12 protein-coding genes and 1 pseudogene are annotated in these 18,605 nt (G+C 63.3%); 6 read left to right on the top strand and 7 right to left on the bottom strand.

Annotated elements, in window-relative coordinates; genetic code table 11:
- The first annotated feature begins 22 nt into the window (after positions 1 to 22).
- Complete coding sequence (locus tag CQW31_RS02190; RefSeq protein WP_099813612.1) at positions 23 to 1,291, top strand: carbohydrate porin; 1,269 nt, start codon at positions 23 to 25, stop codon at positions 1,289 to 1,291.
- A gap of 109 nt (positions 1,292 to 1,400) precedes the next feature.
- On the opposite strand, the gene argE is transcribed toward CQW31_RS02190, so the two are convergent.
- Both argE and CQW31_RS02180 read right to left on the bottom strand, forming a co-directional pair.
- Positions 1,401 to 2,561: an acetylornithine deacetylase gene (gene argE, locus CQW31_RS02185; protein WP_099813611.1), complete on the bottom strand. Its 1,161-nt coding sequence runs from the start codon at positions 2,559 to 2,561 to the stop codon at positions 1,401 to 1,403.
- Positions 2,554 to 3,231, bottom strand: a complete 678-nt coding sequence (locus tag CQW31_RS02180; protein ID WP_054887690.1) for a DUF1028 domain-containing protein — start codon at positions 3,229 to 3,231, stop codon at positions 2,554 to 2,556. The genes argE and CQW31_RS02180 overlap by 8 nt, the downstream gene beginning before the upstream one ends.
- A gap of 207 nt (positions 3,232 to 3,438) precedes the next feature.
- Between CQW31_RS02180 and CQW31_RS02170 the strand changes: the two are divergent.
- A pseudogene (locus tag CQW31_RS02170) lies at positions 3,439 to 4,841 on the top strand (flavin-containing monooxygenase).
- The gene (locus CQW31_RS02165) at positions 4,841 to 5,257 is read left to right on the top strand and encodes a RidA family protein (RefSeq protein ID WP_014590706.1); all 417 of its coding nucleotides are present in this window, start codon (positions 4,841 to 4,843) and stop codon (positions 5,255 to 5,257) included. Before CQW31_RS02170 ends, CQW31_RS02165 begins: the two are co-directional and overlap by 1 nt.
- A gap of 41 nt (positions 5,258 to 5,298) precedes the next feature.
- On the opposite strand, the gene CQW31_RS02160 is transcribed toward CQW31_RS02165, so the two are convergent.
- Positions 5,299 to 6,204: a LysR family transcriptional regulator gene (locus CQW31_RS02160; RefSeq protein ID WP_054887693.1), complete on the bottom strand. Its 906-nt coding sequence runs from the start codon at positions 6,202 to 6,204 to the stop codon at positions 5,299 to 5,301.
- 177 nt (positions 6,205 to 6,381) lie between these two features.
- Complete coding sequence (locus CQW31_RS02155) at positions 6,382 to 6,846, bottom strand: hypothetical protein (RefSeq protein WP_054887694.1); 465 nt, start codon at positions 6,844 to 6,846, stop codon at positions 6,382 to 6,384.
- A gap of 214 nt (positions 6,847 to 7,060) precedes the next feature.
- On the opposite strand from CQW31_RS02155, the gene CQW31_RS02150 reads away from it, so the two are divergent.
- Both CQW31_RS02150 and CQW31_RS02145 read left to right on the top strand, forming a co-directional pair.
- Positions 7,061 to 7,447: a VOC family protein gene (locus CQW31_RS02150; protein WP_099813608.1), complete on the top strand. Its 387-nt coding sequence runs from the start codon at positions 7,061 to 7,063 to the stop codon at positions 7,445 to 7,447.
- A 75-nt stretch (positions 7,448 to 7,522) separates the two neighbouring features.
- On the top strand, positions 7,523 to 8,092 hold the full coding sequence (locus CQW31_RS02145) for a hypothetical protein (protein WP_054887696.1): 570 nt from the start codon (positions 7,523 to 7,525) through the stop codon (positions 8,090 to 8,092).
- A 77-nt stretch (positions 8,093 to 8,169) separates the two neighbouring features.
- On the opposite strand, the gene CQW31_RS02140 is transcribed toward CQW31_RS02145, so the two are convergent.
- Both CQW31_RS02140 and CQW31_RS02135 read right to left on the bottom strand, forming a co-directional pair.
- The gene (locus CQW31_RS02140; protein ID WP_099813607.1) at positions 8,170 to 9,843 is read right to left on the bottom strand and encodes an MFS transporter; all 1,674 of its coding nucleotides are present in this window, start codon (positions 9,841 to 9,843) and stop codon (positions 8,170 to 8,172) included.
- A gap of 238 nt (positions 9,844 to 10,081) precedes the next feature.
- Positions 10,082 to 11,008: an alpha/beta fold hydrolase gene (locus tag CQW31_RS02135; protein WP_099813606.1), complete on the bottom strand. Its 927-nt coding sequence runs from the start codon at positions 11,006 to 11,008 to the stop codon at positions 10,082 to 10,084.
- A 171-nt stretch (positions 11,009 to 11,179) separates the two neighbouring features.
- Between CQW31_RS02135 and CQW31_RS02130 the strand changes: the two genes are divergently transcribed.
- On the top strand, positions 11,180 to 16,057 hold the full coding sequence (locus CQW31_RS02130; RefSeq protein ID WP_349681612.1) for an NEL-type E3 ubiquitin ligase domain-containing protein: 4,878 nt from the start codon (positions 11,180 to 11,182) through the stop codon (positions 16,055 to 16,057).
- On the opposite strand, the gene CQW31_RS02125 is transcribed toward CQW31_RS02130, so the two are convergent.
- Positions 16,058 to 18,574, bottom strand: a complete 2,517-nt coding sequence (locus tag CQW31_RS02125; protein ID WP_054887699.1) for a UvrD-helicase domain-containing protein — start codon at positions 18,572 to 18,574, stop codon at positions 16,058 to 16,060.
- Between the last annotated feature and the right edge of the window lie 31 nt (positions 18,575 to 18,605).

The following is an 18,605-nucleotide window of genomic DNA, read 5'->3' as shown; positions in this document are numbered from 1 at the left end:
AAAAACAACACGAGACACAGCAATGCCATCCGCAATCCGCATCACCCCAACCCTGCTTCTGGCCCTGGCCAGCACCGCAGCCCTGGCCGACGGCGACCTGCTCAACCGCAGCACCATGACCGGTGACTGGGGCGGCCTGCGCCACCAGCTCGAAGAAGACGGTGTCAAGCTCACCGGCGACTACAGCGGTGAAACCGCCTACAACGCCCACGGTGGCCTGCACCGCTCGGCGCGCTACTCGCAGAACATCAAGCTCGGCGCACAGTTCGACCTGTCGAAACTGTACGGCCTGGAAAACGGCGGCAAGGTCCAGCTGACCATCAACGACCGCCGCGGCAACAGCGCCTCGGAAGACCTGGTCGGCAACCGTTTGCCGATCCAGGAAAACTACGGGGGCCTGTACACCCGCCTGACCGAGCTGAGCTACGAACGCACCCTGTTCACCCCGGCGCTCAACGTCAAGCTCGGCTACATGGCCATGGGCAACGACCTCGGCGGCCTCGACAGCGGCATCCTGTGCAACTTCATGAACGCCGGCTTCTGTGGCCACCCGCTGAACATGTCCGGTGGCAGCGGCTGGACCAACTACCCCAACGCCCACCTCGGCGTGCGCGTGAAGTACGACCTGTCGCCGTCCTGGCAGCTGCGCGTTGCGGCGTTCAACGTCGACCCGGAAAGCAACGGCAACTCCAGCCGCGCCTGGCACCTGGGGCCCAAGCACACCACCGGTACCGTGGTGCCGGTGGAGCTGGTGTACAAGCTGCAGGGCGAACTGCCGGGTGAGTACAAGCTGGGCTACTACTACGACAGCTCCGACGTGAAGCGCGTCGACAGCAGCAAGGAAGTGTCCGGTCGCGGTGGTCACTACCTGCTGGTTGACCAGGCGGTGTGGAACGATGCCGGCTCGCCGGGGCGCAGCCTTCACGCGTTCGGCCAGTATTCGGCAGCGAGCGAGGCCGCCTCGCCATTCACCAAGTGGTATGGCGCCGGTGTGGTGCTGTACAAGCCGTTCGAAGGCCGCCCGCGCGACACCCTGGCCCTGGGCTATGGCCGCGCCGTGCCGAATCCGCGTAGCCGCGATGTGCTGGAAGACGCCGCATTCAACGCCGGGCAGCAATTCCCCAATATCGACAACGCCGAGCAACTGATCGAACTGAGCTATGGCTACCAGGCAACGCCGTGGCTGAACCTGCGCCCGGATGTGCAGTACATCATCGAGCCGGGGGCGTTCTCGGGCAAAGACATCGACAATGCGCTGGTAGTTGGCCTGCAGGTCAAGGCGACCTTCTAGAATCGCCGGGGCCGCTCTGCGGCCCATTCGCGGATAAATCCGCTCCTACGGGGCCCGGGCCATGCGTCGTACTGTAGGAGCGGATTTATCCGCGAAGAAGCCAATACCGTCATTCCTGCCTGAGATAATCCACCAACCTCAACAACATCGCATCACAACCCTCAAGCTGTTCGACACTGACGAACTCATCCGCCTTGTGCCCTTGGTCCATGCTGCCCGGCCCACACACCACGGTCGGTATCCCCGCCTGGTCGAACAGCCCACCCTCGGTGCCGAACGCCACGGTACCGAAATCCTCCGAGCCACTGAGCAATGCCACCAAGCGCGCGGCCTCGCTGTCGGGCGGCGTGGCCAGCCCCGGATACGCACTCAACGGTTGCAGGCGGATTGCACTGCCCGCGTTGACCTTGCGCATGCGTGGCAGCAACTCGGCCTCGGCGTAGGTCTGCAGCTGGTCGGCCACTGCCTGTGCTTCAAACCCCGGCAGCGCGCGCACCTCGAAATCGAACGCACACTCCTCCGGCACAATGTTCAGCGCCCTGCCCCCTTTGATCACCCCTGTCTGCACCGTGGAGAACGGCGGGTCGAAGCGCCCGTCGTGATGCGCCGGCAGCGCCAGGGCATCACCGATTTCGCCCAGCTTGCCGATCAGCTTCGCAGCGTACTCGATGGCATTCACCCCGTAAGGTGCGTACGCCGAGTGACACGCCGCGCCCTGCACCTCACAGCGCATCGCCAACTTGCCCTTGTGGCCCAGCACCGGCTTCAGCTCGGTAGGCTCACCGATCAGGCACAGCCGTGGCTTGATCGGGCGATTTCCCAGTGCGGCCAGCATCGAGCGCACGCCCAGGCAACCGACTTCCTCATCATAGGAAAACGCCAGGTGCACCGGCATGCGCAGCGGCTGCGCCAGGAACCTTGGCACGGCCGCCAGCACCGAGGCGATGAAACCTTTCATGTCAGCGGTCCCACGACCGTACAGGCGCCCGTCACGCTCGGTCAGGGCGAAGGCCGGCAGCGTCCAGGCCTGGCCGTCCACCGGCACCACATCGGTGTGGCCGGATAACACGATACCGCCGACATCCGCGGGGCCGATGCTGGCGAACAGGTTGGCCTTGGTGCCTTCCGGGTTATGGAACAGCTCGCACGCCACCCCCTGCCCGGCCAGGTAGTCACGGATGAACGCGATCAGTTCGAGGTTGGAGTCGCGACTGACCGTAGCAAAGCCGATCAGCCGTTCCAGCAAGGCGCGGCTGCTGACTTCACTCATCGCCCGGCACCCCGTAGCTGGGGGCGGCGGTCGGGTCGAGGGCGCGGGTGACGTAGTCCTGCATCTGTGGGCGGTACGCCTGCCACAGGCCGTCGAGCACACCGATCGGGTCCTCATCGGCCCAGTCCACGCGCAGGTCCACCAGCGGCCAGGTCAATTCGCCAGCAATCTTCAGCGCCGCCGAATGCACCGGGCCGGCTTCACCACCCGCCGCCATCGCCGCATGCATCGCTGCCAACAGGCGGTCGGCCAGATGCCCGCCTGCCTGTTCAAAGGCCTGCACCATGGCATCGATCACCTGGCGCGAAGACAGCAGGTTGCCAGCGGCCGCGCACTGTTCACCGGCCACAGCGTCATGCACGCCCAACGCTTCCTTGCCGGTGAACAGTGCCACCTGGCCTTGGCTGTCGATCACCGTGACCTGGCGATACTCGCTCCAGCCATTGGCGCTCAACACCCGGTCCAGTGCGGCGGCAGGCGGCAGCTGTCCCTGCTCCAGGGCATCGAGGATTTGCGGGCCGAGGGCCGGCAAGGTGATGTTCTGGGTGGACACGGCACCAACGCCTGCCCGTACCCATGGGCAGCGGGCGCCGACGGCGATACTCGACGAACTGATGGCGATACCGACCTGGCCGGTTTCCTGGCAGCGACCGATGATGGAGAAAGTCATGGTGGAGCTCCTGTTGTTCTGTGCGATGCCCGGCATTCTGGGCGGAACCTTCAGGGCCACGAAACCAACATTTTCCTGTGCCTTGAACAGGAAAAAACTAAGGCCGGCCAACACCGCTCGCAAAGCCCGCAGCCCCCTGGCCGAGCCCAGGCAAAACGCGGCCTTCGCCGTTTTATCGGCAAGCCCCAGCTAAATACTATTTTCGCGATTTTCCAGGCATCCCTAGTCTGGCCCCAGGCAACGGCGGTCCTCCAAACCGACCTGACAAAAACCGCCTTAACAAGGGCTCGGACATGACACTGAACAACATCGAAATCGACACCCTCGTGGTTGGCGCCGGCCAGGCCGGCGTGGCCATGAGTGAACACCTGAGCAAGCTTGGCGTGCCGCACCTGGTGCTGGAACGCAAGCGCATCGCCGAGGCCTGGCGCACCGGCCGCTGGGATTCCCTGGTAGCCAACGGCCCGGTCTGGCACGACCGCTTCCCGGGGCTGGAATTCAACCTCGACGCTGATGCCTTCGCCGGCAAGGACCAGGTCGCCGACTACTTCGAGCAGTACGTACGCAAATACAACCTGCCGGTACGCACCGGCATCGAAGTCAAGAAGGTGGTACGCAACGCCGACCGCCCTGGCTTCACCATCGAGACCAACGAAGGCGTGATCCGCGCCAACCGCGTGGTGGCCGCCACTGGCCCGTTCCAGAAACCGGTGATCCCGGCGATCGCCCCGAAAGATGCCAACCTGCACCAGATCCACTCCGCCGCCTACTACAACCCCGGGCAGCTGCCTGACGGCGCCGTGCTGGTGGTGGGTGCTGGTTCCTCCGGCGTGCAGATTGCCGAAGAGCTGATGCGTGCCGGGCGCCAGGTATACCTGTCGGTCGGTGCCCACGACCGCCCGCCGCGATCCTACCGCAACCGCGACTTCTGCTGGTGGCTGGGTGTGCTCGGCGAATGGGACGCGGAAATCGCCAAGCCGGGCCGCGAGCATGTGACCATCGCCGTCAGCGGCGCCCGTGGCGGCCACACCGTGGACTTCCGCGCCCTCGCTCACCAAGGCATGACCCTGGTCGGCCTGACCCAGTCGTTCGAAAACGGCGTGGCCCACTTCCAGAACAACCTGGTCGATAACATCAACCGCGGCGACGAGAACTACCTGGCCCTGCTGGATGCCGCCGATGCCTACATCGAGCGCAACGGCCTGGACCTGCCGCAAGAGCCTGAAGCACGCAAGCGCCTGGCTGACCCGCAATGCATGGTCAACCCGCTGCAGCAACTGGACCTGGCCCAGGCCGGCGTCACCAGCATCATCTGGGCCACCGGCTACGGCGTCGACTTCAGCTGGTTGCAGGTCGACACCTTCGACGCCAACGGCAAGCCCCAGCACCAGCGCGGCGTGGCCCGCGAGCCGGGTGTGTACTTCCTGGGCCTGCCCTGGCTGTCGCGCCGCGGCTCGTCGTTCATCTGGGGCGTGTGGCATGACGCCAAGCACGTCGCCGGCCACATCGCCACGCAGCGCACCTACCTGGCCTACCGCGACCGCGAGCAGCGCGAAGCGGATGGCCAAGCAAACCCGATCAGCAATGTCAGCAGCTTTGGAGCCCACTGATGCCTACCCATACTCGCATCCGCATGTTCAACACCAAGGAAACCTACCCCAACCAGACCCTGGATAACGACCTGTGCCAGGCCGTGCGGGCCGGTAACACCATCTATGTACGCGGCCAGGTCGGTACCGACTTCGAAGGCAAGCTGGTGGGCCTGGGTGACCCTCGGGCGCAGACCGAGCAGGCGATGAAGAACGTCAAGCAGCTGCTCGAAGAGGCGGGTTCCGACCTGTCGCACATCGTCAAGACCACCACCTACATCACCGACCCACGCTTCCGCGAGCCGGTGTACAAGGAAGTGGGGAAATGGCTCAAGGGCGTGTTCCCGATTTCCACCGGGCTGGTGGTCGCCGGCTTGGCTCAGGCCGAGTGGCTGATGGAAATCGACGTGATTGCGGTGGTGCCGGATCAGCAGTGATCCGTTTGAGATAGCTGGGGCCGCTTCGCGGCCCCGGATATTCAGAACCTGGCCAATTCTTCGCGGCAGAACTCGACGAACAACTGCGCGGGTTTAGTCAGCTGCACCCGCTTCAGGTGCGCAGCCGCCAGCCCCGACAACGCCACCGGCTCGGCGATGTCGATCGTCACCAGCTTTTGCCCGTCATAAGTGCATTCCGAATGCGGCCGGGTCACCAGCAGCGAAAACCCGAAGCCCTGCCCCACCATCCCGCGCACCATCTCGATCGACGGCGAACTGAAGACGATGTTCGGCGTCAGGCCCATTTCATTGAACAGGCTGACGAAGTAGGTCCGGCTAGGCGCCACGTCCAGCAGGATCATCGGCTCCGGGCACAGGTCGCGCAGCGACACCTGCGCCTGGCCGGCGAAGCGGTGCTTCTCGGGCAGCAGCACGTATGGCTTCTGTGGCGGCATCAAGGGTTCGGCTTCAATGGTGCCGTCCAGGTCGTGGTCATACAGAAACGCCAGGTCGAAGGTACCCGCCGTCAGGCCCTGGATCAGGTCTTGTTGCTCGCCGTCGCGCAGGCGGATGTCCACGCCCGGATAGCGCTCGCGAAATCCGGCGATCAGCCGCGGCAGATACAGCGGCGCCACGGTTTCGAAACAACCGATGTCGATCTGACCGGCCACGGTGTCGTTGTCGGCCAGGGCGTTCTGCTCGAACTCGTGAGCCATCTGCAACAACGACTTGGTCTTGGCGTAGAAACGCTTGCCACTTGGCGTCAGCGAGACGCCCTGGGCGTGGTGGCGGATGAACAGCTGCACACCAAAGCTTTCTTCCAGGCTCTTGATCGCCGTGGAGATCGACGGCTGGGCGATGTACAGCTGCCGCGAGGCCTCGGCGACGCTGCCGGCCTCGACGGTGGTGACGAAGTATTTGAGTTGTCGCAGGGTGTAGGAAGCCACAGGCACCTCGTTGGCGCCGCTCGCGGGCGCCTTGGAATTTTCCTGTCACTTTACCTTGTGGCCTGGTTCAGCGGGCTGCTGGGTGATGAAGGATTTGCCTAAGGCTTGAACATACTTTTTGTGTTACCAGCGCCGGCCGGACATTGGTACCAAGCTGTCAGTGCCCCGTACCTGCCGTCAGGGATGTTGCCAGCTAACACTGGCATGATCGCTAGCCGTGTTTTCTGCCTGAACGAAGCTGCCATGCTGCGGGGGTATGTTCTGGTCCGTGTAAGCAAGGGCTTGCTGAGTGAAGACCTGCTTCTGATTGTCGAAGGTCAGATCATGCCTGGCGACATTTCTGCCCCAATCTTCGGAGGGCAGTGACAGGTAACTGATCTTGTAGACCGAATCGGTCGACTGCCCCACGATCACGTATACACCATAGTGATCTTCGCCAGGCGACACGATCTTGTAGATACCATTGTCGTAGTAGTAGATGCTCGCCAGCTCGAACGGCTTTTCGCTGTACATCACCTCGTACTTCAAATGATGAACCATGGTAGGGGAGCCAACAGGGACCTTGATCGGCTCAGCAGTGGCTGCTTGAGTGATCGCCGGGATGCTGATGGCAGTAGCAACGAGCATGGATTTGAGCGTCATGTCTGTTCCTCTTACGCGTGTTAAGGAACCACACGATAGTTGCATACGCAGGGGGGAAAAGTGGTTTGACGCAGTTAGGGAGCAGCCTTACATAAATCAACGAAAGGTATTACAAATTTGACGCAGCGTAGAGGCGCTTCAATGCTCAAGGCTGGTGAAACAGGCCAGAACGTCTTTACTGGTAGGTAACGACCCGCAGGTACGGTGTACGCCTATGAAGATCGTTGTCACCAGCATCCTCGTCGACGACCAGGCCAAGGCCTTGGCTTTCTACCATTACATACTGGGCTTCGAGCCCAGGCACGACATCCCCATGGGCCAGCATCGCTGGCTGACGCTGACCTCACCCAATGACCCGAATGGTGTCGAGCTGCTGCTGGAGCCCGATGCGCACCCCGCCGCCAAGCTCTACAAGCAAGCGCTGAAACAGGACGGCATTGCAGCCGCCACTTTCGGCGTGCGCGACATCCAGGCCGAGTATGCCCGGTTGTGCAAGGCCAACGTGAGGTTCACCAAGGAGCCCACCGACTTGGGCCCGGTCACTGTCGCGGTGTTCGACGACACCTGCGGCAACCTGATCCAGATCGCTCAGAAACACTGAGCGGCGCCCATGGCAGCCGGTGCTGCCATTGGCTACATTGCAGCTGTATCCCGTGCGCCACAACAAGGAAAACAGATGCGCCACGAATTCAGCGAAGTGCTCAACGACCTGGTCGACTATTTCCTGCTGGGCGATATCCAGCTGCTCGATCGTTTCAAAGAAGAAAATCACCTGTCCGACGACCTGGCTCGTGAATTCACCAGCAACGACAGTGGCGACAAGGCCGTGGCCGAAGGCGTGGTGATACCCCTGGCAGGCGTCGACAACCTGCCCTATCACATCCTGTTCACCCTCGATGGCCATCCACCCGCCCTGCTCGAACCCGGCAGCCGTCTCAAGCACCGGCGCAACGGCTATGTGCTGCACGTGGAGAACCGTGCGCTGATGCTGTACACCTGGCGCATCCTGCAGCACTTCACCCCGAAGACGCTGGGTGACCTGCTGGCCCGCTACCAGGTGCCGGGGCGGCCGATGATCGAGCTGGAAAACGGCTGGTATGACGTCGAGGTGCTGGCGGGGGCGCTGATCAGGGACGGGTTGTACGAACCGGCGTTCGAGTTCGTGTTGACCAAACGCTGGAACCGGGGCGAGGCCAAGGCGGTGGATACCGGGTATGCCTTCACCCTGCGTGGCTATTTCGATTGAGCGGTCGCTGAGCCACCCCCACAGGCCCTGCACTGCACCTGTGGGAGCGGTTTGCGCCGCGAAGAGGCCGGACCTGCCTATGAGATATCGCGGTCCTTGGTCTCCGGCAGGAACAAGATCCCCAACACCGCCGTCATCAGCGCAATCACGATGGGGTACCACAGCCCGTAGTAGATGTCCCCGGTCGCCGCCACCATGGCGAACGCCACTGTCGGCAGGAAACCACCGAACCAGCCATTACCGATGTGGTACGGCAGCGACATCGAGGTGTATCGGATGCGCGCCGGGAACAGTTCAACCAGCCAGGCCGCGATCGGCCCGTAGACCATGGTCACGTAGATCACCAGCAGGGTCAGCAGCAACAGCACCATCGGGTAATGGATCTTCGCCGGGTCGGCCTTTTCCGGGTAACCGGCCTCCTTCAAGGCCCCGGCCATGGTCGCGGTGAAGGCATCGGCCTGGGTCTTCAAGTCGGCAGCCGCCAGGCTGCTGCCATCGAAGCTCGGAATCACCCGCTCACCGATACGAACCTGCGCCACGCTGCCAGGTTCGGCTGCCTGGTTGGTGTAGGGGATCGCGCGCTTGGCCAGGAGGCTTTTGGCAATGTCACACGAGCTGGTGAATTTGGCCTTGCCCACCGGGTCGAACTGGAACGCGCACTGGCCAGGGTCGGCGACCACCACCACCGGGTTCTGCTCCTGGGCAACGAACACGTCCGGGTTGCCGTACTCGGTCAGCGCCTTGAAGATCGGGAAGTAGGTCAGCGCAGCGATGATGCAGCCGGCCATGACGATCTTCTTGCGGCCGATACGGTCCGACAGGCTGCCGAAGAAGATGAAGAACGGCGTGCCGATCAGCAAGGACCCGGCGATCAGCAGGTTGGCGGTCTGTGGGTCGATCTTGAGCATCTGCAGCAGGAAGAACAGCGCATAGAATTGCCCGGTGTACCACACCACCGCCTGCCCGGCCGTGCCGCCCAACAGCGACATGATCACCACCCTGAGGTTGTCCCAGCGGGCGAACGACTCGGTCAGCGGCGCCTTGGACGCCTTGCCCTCGGCCTTCATCTTCATGAACACCGGCGACTCGTTGAGCTGCATGCGGATATACACCGAAATCGCCAGCAGCACGATCGACAGCAGGAACGGCACTCGCCAGCCCCAGGCCTCGAACACTTCGGTACCCATGACGGTGCGGCAGGCCAGGATCACCAGCAACGACAGGAATAAACCCAGCGTGGCGGTGGTCTGGATCCACGCCGTGAAGAAGCCACGCCGGCCTTTGGGCGCATGCTCGGCGACATAGGTGGCTGCACCGCCATACTCGCCACCCAGCGCCAACCCCTGAAGCAGGCGCAAGGTGATCAGGATGACCGGAGCCGCCACACCAATCGCCGCATAGCTGGGCAGCAGCCCCACCACTGCGGTAGACAGGCCCATGATGACGATAGTGATGAGAAAGGTGTACTTGCGCCCGATCATGTCGCCCAGGCGGCCGAACACGATGGCGCCGAACGGCCGCACGGCAAAGCCCGCGGCAAAGGCCAGCAAGGCAAAGATGAACGAGGTGGTTTCATTGACGCCGGCGAAGAAGTGCTTGGCGATGATCGCTGCCAGCGAGCCGTACAGGTAGAAGTCGTACCATTCGAACACGGTGCCCAGCGAGGAGGCGAAGATGACCTTGCGCTCCTCCTTGCTGATGCCCCGTTGGGGCGCGCTACTGCCCGTGGAAGCGCTGTCGAGAACCGCCATGGGTTGCCTCCGTCTTGTCGCTAATCGCAGGCCGGAGTACCTCACTTCCATTTAACCGTCGCACCCAGGCCCAAGGGCTACAATGGTTGCGCGAAGCACGACGAGGTCAGCCGCCTCGGATCGCAGCAAGGTAACTGAAGCATAATCGGCTTTGCGGCAATATCCACTTGCCAGCATCGCCAGATACCCTCACCCCAGAAACCGCTGCAGTTGCGCCGCCACGAAATCCCATAGCCCGCTATTCGTTCACCAGGCGCTGTAGCAGCCCCCCCTCATGGCGGGCGAGGATGCGTAGAAGCTGGTCGACCAGCGCGCGGTCCGGCGCCTCGAGATGGAAATGGTGCCCACCGGGGTGCCAGGACACCTTGGCATGGCCCGGCAAAGCCGCCTGGCGCTGTTCGAAACCGTGGCCGCTGAATGCGCCCTGCCTGCCGAACATCAGGTACAACGGGCAGCGGATTTCCCGCAACAGGTCACACGCCTCGCGCTCGGTCAGCGGCATCGGCTCGGGCAGCACCAGCCGTGGGTCGTGGCGCCAACAGTAACCGTCAGGCAATTGCAGCAGGTCGCGCAGGGCCAGCAGGCGCGCGGCATCCTCACTCAGTTCGCCGTCCAGGCGCTTGCGCCGTTGTTCGAGCGCTGTTTCCAGGTTGTCGAACCGGCTGCCATGGGGCTCGCCAGCCCCTTGCAACTGGCTGCGCTGGACCATCTTCTTCAGCCGATACGCGCGTGCCAGGTGCTGTACACGGTCATCCTCGGCCACGGTGAACGGCGCGCCGATGCCATCGAGGAAGATCATGCTGGCGATGCCACTGGTCATGGCCGCAAGCAGCGAGGCGATGCCGGTGCCCATGCCATGGGCAAGTACGTGAAACCGGGACAGGCCCAGGCTGTCGGTGACCGCCAGCATGTCCTCGGCATGCTCCCAGAGGTAATAGCCACTGTCGTGGCGGCGGTGATCGGAACGGCCATGGCCGATCAGGTCGGGGGCCACCACGAAGCAACCTTCCAGCAATGGCCCCAGGCGCTCGAACGAGGCCGCATTGTCCAGCCAGCCATGCAAGGCCAGCACCGGGATGCCGTCTTCTGGCCCCCAGGTGCGTACCGCAATTTCAATACCATCGAGGTCCAGCAAATGATCCTTGGGACTGCACAGCGAATGCATTGGAGTTCTCCCTGAAAACATGCCGTACTCCACCATCCCTCAGTCAGCCTGCCCACGCTGGCCCCTCGCCGACCCCTGCATGCACAGGACCGACCGCTGCACGCAACTGATTACCACCTCGTGAGGCCGGGCAGGCTGCCGAATGGCGCTTCTTTCGACAGGAGTACCATCATGCCAACCCCACCCATGCCCTACCATCAAGCCCAGATTGACCGCAGCCTGCCGCTCTGGGCGAGAACGATGCATCCTGAGCATACCCGCCGCATCGTCCAGGCCGTGCGCAAGGACTACCTGGATGAAAATGGTGCGCCGTACAGTTGGTACGCTGCAGCCAGTCAAGACGACCAGGCGCTTGTGCAGCAACTCATTGGCGATCGCGATGCGCAGTTCAAGGCGTTGCGCGGCGCGCTCAGGGGTTTCAAGCAGATCCATGAGTTCTGCAAACCGTTGCTGAGCGAGCAATTGGGCCTGGATGTCGAAGTGGACCAGGCCCAATACATCCACCAGCCCTACAAGGTGTTCATCAAGCAAACAAACCCGCCCGGCCTGGAGATTTCACTGGACCAGCCCCAACCCTTCATCACCGAACCCGACGGGCCGCCGCAACCACGCTCCCTGATGGAAGCCGCCCTGCATAATTTTGCCGCGTCTGAGCAAGCAGGCCCGTATGACACCCTGACCAAAGGCCGCAACAACACAAGACTCCGCGGCCTCACGCCACAGATGTTCATCGATCAATGCCGAGCGCTAGACCTGGGCCAGCGCTATCAAGACCACCTGCAAGCCATTTACAAGGGGCCCCGGCAAGCAGAGATCGAACAGCGATGGATTGAAGCAAGCCGGCAGGCGCTGAAAACCCAGGCAATGATTGCCTGCCTCAAAGGCTTTTTGACGCGCAAGGGGCGCGATGCGCTGACCCAGTTATGCGATAACCACCCTACACCGCACTATGCCGGCGACACGCTTCACTGCTGGCGCTTCAGCCTGTTCGGCATCCCGCTGAATGATGCCCTGCTGATTGGCCCGGATCGTACCGACCAGGCCAACCCTTGCATGCTCTACATTCCCCAGGATCAGGAGCAACCCCTCAGGGAATTCCCCTCGTTGCAGAAGGCTGGCGGGCATTTATTGCAACGCTTGCTGCAAACCACGTTCCGCCACCAACTGATCGCATCCGCTGACCAGGACAATCAAGCCAGACTCACCGAAAAGCTGGAAGCCGCCCTCTTCGAAGGCACCCCGTCCGAGCGCAAGCCCGTAGTGAAGCCCCACGTGCCGTTCGACTCCGCCAAGCTGGCGTTGCCCATCTGGCCGGTGCTGTACCGCAACCACACGCGACGCCTGATGGCTGATGCGCGAGCGATTGCGGTGCCCACTGCAGAGGCCGACGCCAAGGCACGCAAGGCACGGCTTGCACGGTGGCTAGATATCGGTATGACCGTGCTCAATGTGGCTGCGTTCTTCGTGCCAGGCCTGGACGTCGTCATGCTCGGCGTGTTCGCCTACGACATCATGGACTCGGTGTTCACCGGCTTTGAGGCCTGGGAGAACGGCGATACCCATGAGGCATTGTTGCAACTGGAATCACTGGCCATCAACGCGGCCACGATCGGGGGCGTTGCAGTCGGTGCAAAACTGCTCAAGGCGTCGGGGTTTGTCGATGCCCTGGAAAGCGTCTGGAAAGGTGGCCGTCAAAGCCTTTGGCAGCCTGACATGCGCCCTTATGCCAGCGGCGAACTGCTGCCTGCAGACGCACAGCCCAACGACCTGGGGCTCTACTTCATCAGTGGCAAAGACCATCTACTGCTTGAGGGGCAGCTGTACGAAGTGTTCGAAGGCGGCGACGGTAGATGGCGTGTCCGCCATCCTCAAACCCCCGATGCCTATAGCCCGACGTTGCGCTATCTGGGTGACAAACGTTGGCAGCTGGATCATGACGACCCGCTCGAATGGGACGACAGCAAGCTGTTGAACGGGCTTGGCCAGTTCAGCGACGGCCTTGAGCCTTCGGAACAACTCACGGCCCTGCGCATTGCCGGTGGCGATGCAGACAGCCTGCGCCACAGCCAGATCAATGGCGTTCGCCCGCCACCGTTGCTGGCCGATACCTTGCTGCGCCTGCGTCTGGATAACGAAACCCAGAGCATCATCACCCGGGTGCGCCACGGCCTGCCACTGGCGGCCTACAAGAAATTTGCGCTGCCGGAACTGACCAACATGCCGGGGTGGCCAGCGCGTTACCGGTTGAAGGTGTTCACGGGACCTGAAAATTGGGGGGATGCCGTGTACTTCGGTGCTGAAGGCGCGCCCGATGCGTTATCCATCGAGATCGGCCGGGAAGATCTCGACTCAGGTAACCTGAGCAATGTCGTCGTCGAGCAGATGGACGAGCAAGCCTTGCAACAGTTGTTGCCAGGCATGGCGCCGGAACAGCGAGCACGCGCTCTGGATGAGCAATTGGCGAACCGTTTGACAGAACGCCGCGGCGATCTCTTCGACAGCATGCGCAAAAGCCAGCAAACGCCTCTCAGCGCCGAGGCACAAACGCTCGGCCGGCAGTTTCCCGGCTTGCCCGACAACGCACTGGAAGAGCTGGTTGCCCATGCTGGCAGCAGCGAGCGGCGACGCATGGCGGGTGGCCGCGTGCCCTTGCGCGTGGCTGAAGAAGCGCGCTACCTGCAAGCCCGCGCCCGCCTTGACCGTGCCCTGCTGGGCCTGTACCGGCCCAACCTGGCCAATGCGGACAGCGCGCTGCTGCGCCAAGCCCTGCAAACTGCACATCCGCAAGCGGGTGAAGCCCGATTGCTGGACATCGCGCTTGCCGACCGCCCTGGCTGTGCGACGCTGCTTGGCCAGCAACCGATCAAGCCCGGCGTGCGCTCGCCGATGCGCCTGGCCCATGGTCGAATCGGTTACCCGCTCAGTGGTCGCGGCGCCACTCACCTCGATGCCAGCGTTGCTGCGCGGCGGCTGCGCTCACTGTTCCCTGGCCTGAACGGTCGACAGATTGCGGCCTTGCAGGCCGAACTGGCCGAGACCGGCGACCTCGGCTCTGCGATCGGACGCTTGCGCGCAGAACTGCGCGATCTCGATAATGACTTGCGCAAATGGGTCAGGGATGCGCAAGGCCTGGACGATCGTTTCGATCGACAACAGTGTGCCGAGCAACTCATACAGGCCTGGCGTCGGGAGGGAGGCAGCCACCAGCAGGTGCTCGTGCTGGAACGCATGCGTTTACCCCAACTACCCGCAATCAACGCCCGCCTGCCTCATGTCCGGGAACTGAAACTGACCGGCCTGGAACTGCAACATCTGGACCAGCAGTTTCTGTCATGCTTCCCCAACCTGCGAATGCTGGAAGTGACCGACAACCCGCACCTCCCTGCAGAGGCGCTGTATCAGGCGCTTGCGGCCGTGCCCAGGTTGCGCGCGCTCGACCTGACCAGCAATACGCTGGAAGTCCTCTCGCCCACTGCGCAGCGGGTGCTGACCGCGATGCCCGACCTGCGCCAGTTGAACCTGCGTCGTAACCGGCTGACCCTCGACCAGGACACACTGGCCTTTCTGTGCAACAGGCCCCTGGATGTCCTGAGGCTGGGCAGCAACCGCATCACACTCGATGAAGACCTCGCGGCACGGTTCCAGGACCTTGTCCATCCGCAACGGCTGGAGCTGGACTTCAATCCCTTGCAAGTCGCCCCCGACGTCGGTTTCATGGCTCGGCTCCGCCATCTGGACTTGAACAACTGCCAGTTGCAGGCATGGCCCAACGGCCTCACCACGTTGATGAACCAACCCCAGTATCAGCTGCGCTATCTGAACCTGTCGTGCAACCGTATCCACCATGTCCAGGACCTGCCCAACATACTCCGCAGCCCGTTTGCACGCGATGTCGCCGCCCGCCTGCCTGAACGCAACTGGCTGTTCAATTACAACAACATCGAGGCCGAATCCCTCAGGCGTCTACGCGCCAGCGGTGTCAACACCTTCGAGCATACGCCCGAGAGGCCGGAGTGGCAGGAGTTCTGGCGAGACCCGGCGAGCAGCCGCCAGGATCAGCTCTGGGCCGACTTGTTCGACCAGAACGAAAACGGTGCCCTGCAAGGCGTGATCGAGCGCCTGACCTATTCGAAAGAAGCGCAAAGCGATCCGCAAGGGCTGCGCATGCGTGTATGGTCGCTGCTCGAGCAAGCCAGCGAAGACACCGCGCTGCGAGACCGCCTGACGGAAGTGGCGCAACTCTACCCGCCCACCTGTGGTGATGCCGGCGCCGAGGCCTTCAGCGCCTTGGAGGTCGAATTGCTGGCCAACCGGGCAGCGGGCCAGGCACAGGGCAGCATCAAGCCGCTTGCCGACTTGTACCGCCAGCTGTATCGCCGGGAAAAGGTCAACGAACTGGCTGACCGCATCAGTCTCAAGCGCAATCAACGCAAGCAGGCGCTGCTGGACGATGTCATGGACGACGAGCTGCCAGCCTACGATGTGCTGGACTCCCCTGTAGCCTTTCCCGATGTGGACCTGGAAACCGGTCTGGTCGATGACATTGAAGTCCGCCTGGCCCTGCGTCAGTCCCTGGCCGAAAGCCTCGACTTTCCCGAACCCAGCAGGGGCATGCTTTATCGAGGTACTGCGAGGATCAACCAGACGATAATCGACAACGTGGGCACTGCCGTGCTCGAACTCGATGCCGACGCCATTGCACGTCAACAATGGATGGCCGGGCAAACCGTCTGGGTCGACTACCTGAAAAACCGATATGCGAGCCAGTTTGAAGCCATTACCGACTTCTGGCGACCCGGCATCGACTACCTGTTCTATTGCTGGGACGCGGCTTATGAGCCGATCACCTGGCTGGACAGCGCCATCACGCGCACGCTGAGCGCTTACATGCCGGCTTCGCCCTTGGACGAAAGCGGCCTGTTACGCCGAGTGCCACTCGAACAGGCCGCTTTCTACAAGGCCATGGGCGCCTTGACGCACGAGCAGCAACAAGTCGAGGCCGGGCTGCTACTGAGCCTTACCCGGCAAGCGGAAACCCTCAACGACTGATCACTGACCGCGCAGGTCTTCGAAGAAGGCCTGCCGCCCATCCACCTGGCTCGATGCGCGCGGCACACCCGCTGCCTCTGCGTTGGCCGCTTCGACATGCCAATAGCAGTGCCTGACCGCACGCGTCACCGCCACATAGGCCAGGCGCTGCACCTCCTCCTTCTGCGCCGTATCGAACGGCTGGGCATCGCCGGCCTTGCCCAGGCCCGCCTGGCGGTACACCTGGTTCTTGTAGGGCGAGCTGCTCAGGTACTGGCAATCGCCGAGCATGAACACGGCATCGGCCTGCAAGCCTTTGGCGCTATGGTAGGTCAACTGGCGCAGGCGCCGTTGCTCGGCAGGCAACTGGGCTTCGGCGTGCAGGACACTTTGCAGGTGCTCGTTCATCAGGGCTTTGTCGCTGCCCTTGCGGTACAGCATCATCACCGACTCGCCGCGCTGGTAATGCTCGATCAGCGTCTCGCCCAGCGCTGCCTCATCACGGTCGAAGACCCGCACCGGGGCCACCGGCAGCTCAGCGGCTGGCCCACTGGCGCGGGCCTTCTTGCCGGCAATCGCCGGGGTGCCTTTGACCAAGTGTTCGGCGGCATCGATCACCTGCTGCTGGCAGCGGTAGTTGTCGACCAGCATCACCCGCGTATTGGCCGGCGACGGAAAAGCCTTGGTGAACTCCATGAAGTACTTCGGTGAACTGCCGCGCCAACCGTAGATCGACTGCCAGTCATCCCCCACGCACATCAACGAGGCATGCTGGGCATTGCGCCCGGTGTGCATGGCCGGGCCGCGGCGGCGGATTTCCGCGAGGCTGGCCCGCAGCCAGCTGACGATCTGCGGCGAGACGTCCTGGAACTCGTCGATCATCAGGTGCGCCAGTGGCCGCAGCAGCGGGTCGGGCAGCAGCTGCAGGTTCTCCGGGTTGTTCTCGCCGAACAGGGCGAACATGCGGTTGTAGCTCATCACCGGTGGCGACTGGTCGAGCAAGTGCGCTTCCAGGGCTTTCCAGTACAGCGCCAACGCCTCGAAGAACAGCGCGTCGGTGTCGCCGGGCGGGAAGCTCATGGCCGCCACGGCCGGGTTCACCTCGAGGCCAAGGTTCTCGATGAAGTTGGCGGCACCGACAAAGGCGTCGAGCAACGGCGCCGGGGCCAGCTCGCCTTTGACCTTGTACTCGAATCCCGGCCCGGCCACGGCATCACCGGCCAGCGATGCGGCCAGGCGCCGGGCCATGGCGTAGTTGTCCAGCCAGATCAGCGGCTTGTCGCAGAACGCCTGCAGCAAGGTGCGCTTGACCGCCCACTCGGCACGCACCGCCAGCTTGGCGCCGGGGCGTTGGTACTGGGCGCTTTCGGCGGGGTCGAAGCCCAGCACCACCCAGGCATCGAGGCCTTCCAGGCGGCCGTGCACATGGAAGCGGCTGCCGCGGATCTCGACCGTTTCGCGGCACGGCTCGATCCCCTTGATCGGCCAGGCGCCAGCAGCGAACCACAGGTCTTCGATCACATCGCACAGTTCTTCGTCACGCTGGGCGGCCAGCTGGGTAACCTGCACGCGCTTCTGCACGTCCGGGTGGTCCGGGTCCAACGGCTTGAGTTGGAGGGCCTCGCGGCGCAAGGTGGCGATGATTTCGGCGAAGCGCGGGCTGGCGCCGAGCAACTGGCTGTAGCACTGGTTGAGCTGTTGCCGCTGGGCATCGTTCAGGCGCAGGTCGAACGGGTTGCTGTCGGCCTCTGCTTCGCGGCCGGCCGGCATCTCATTGCCCAGGGTTTCGAACGCGCGCACCTGGCCGAAGCCCGGCAAGCTGCGCACCAGTGGCAGGATCCGTGAATGGAAGGTGCGCACCAGCTCGCGCGCCTTGGCCGGTTGCAGGTCGAGCTGCCAGAGGGCGAACACCTGCACCAGGCGCTTGATGAAGTCCTTGCGCGACTCGCGGGTGAAGGTGACCACGGTCATCGCGTCCAGCTCGTAGCCCAGGTAGTGACGCAACAGCAGGATGCGCAGCACCAGCGAGGTCGACTTGCCTGCCCCGGCGCCGGCCACCACACAGGTGGACGGTGTGTCGCTGAAGATCAGCTTCCACTGCGCAGCACTGGGTTGGGCCTCGGCGGGCAGGCGCTGGGCAACGTCGGCCTTGAAGCGCTTCTTCAGCTCGGCATTCAAAGGCAGACGCCAATCGTCGAACAGATTGTCGTCCTGCCCAGGCACGGCGGCGGTATCAGGGCGGGCGTCGCGGATCACCAGCACCTGGCGCCCGGCCTCAAAGCCTTCCGCTCGCCCGCGCTCGAACCCTTCGCGCAGGCCATCGGCATGGCCGCTGCGCTGGCCCGTGACGTGGCCCAGGAACCAGGAGTCGCGATGTTGTGCCTGCAGGCGGGTCAAGCCGCGGCCCAGCAGGCGGGCCGCCAGGCGGCGCAACCAGGGTAATTGAGCGGGCGGGGTCAGTTCGGCGGGGGCCTGGGGTTGCTCGTGGGCCACGGTCACTCCGTTGAAAATCAAATCAGCAGGCCATGTTCGCCGCATCTGCTGAAAATCGCCAGCGAATGCTTGCAGA

The organism is Pseudomonas sp. 382 (genome assembly GCF_002759075.1).
Classification (GTDB): domain Bacteria; phylum Pseudomonadota; class Gammaproteobacteria; order Pseudomonadales; family Pseudomonadaceae; genus Aquipseudomonas; species Aquipseudomonas vlassakiae.
This window is presented reverse-complemented; position numbering and strand designations above follow the sequence as displayed.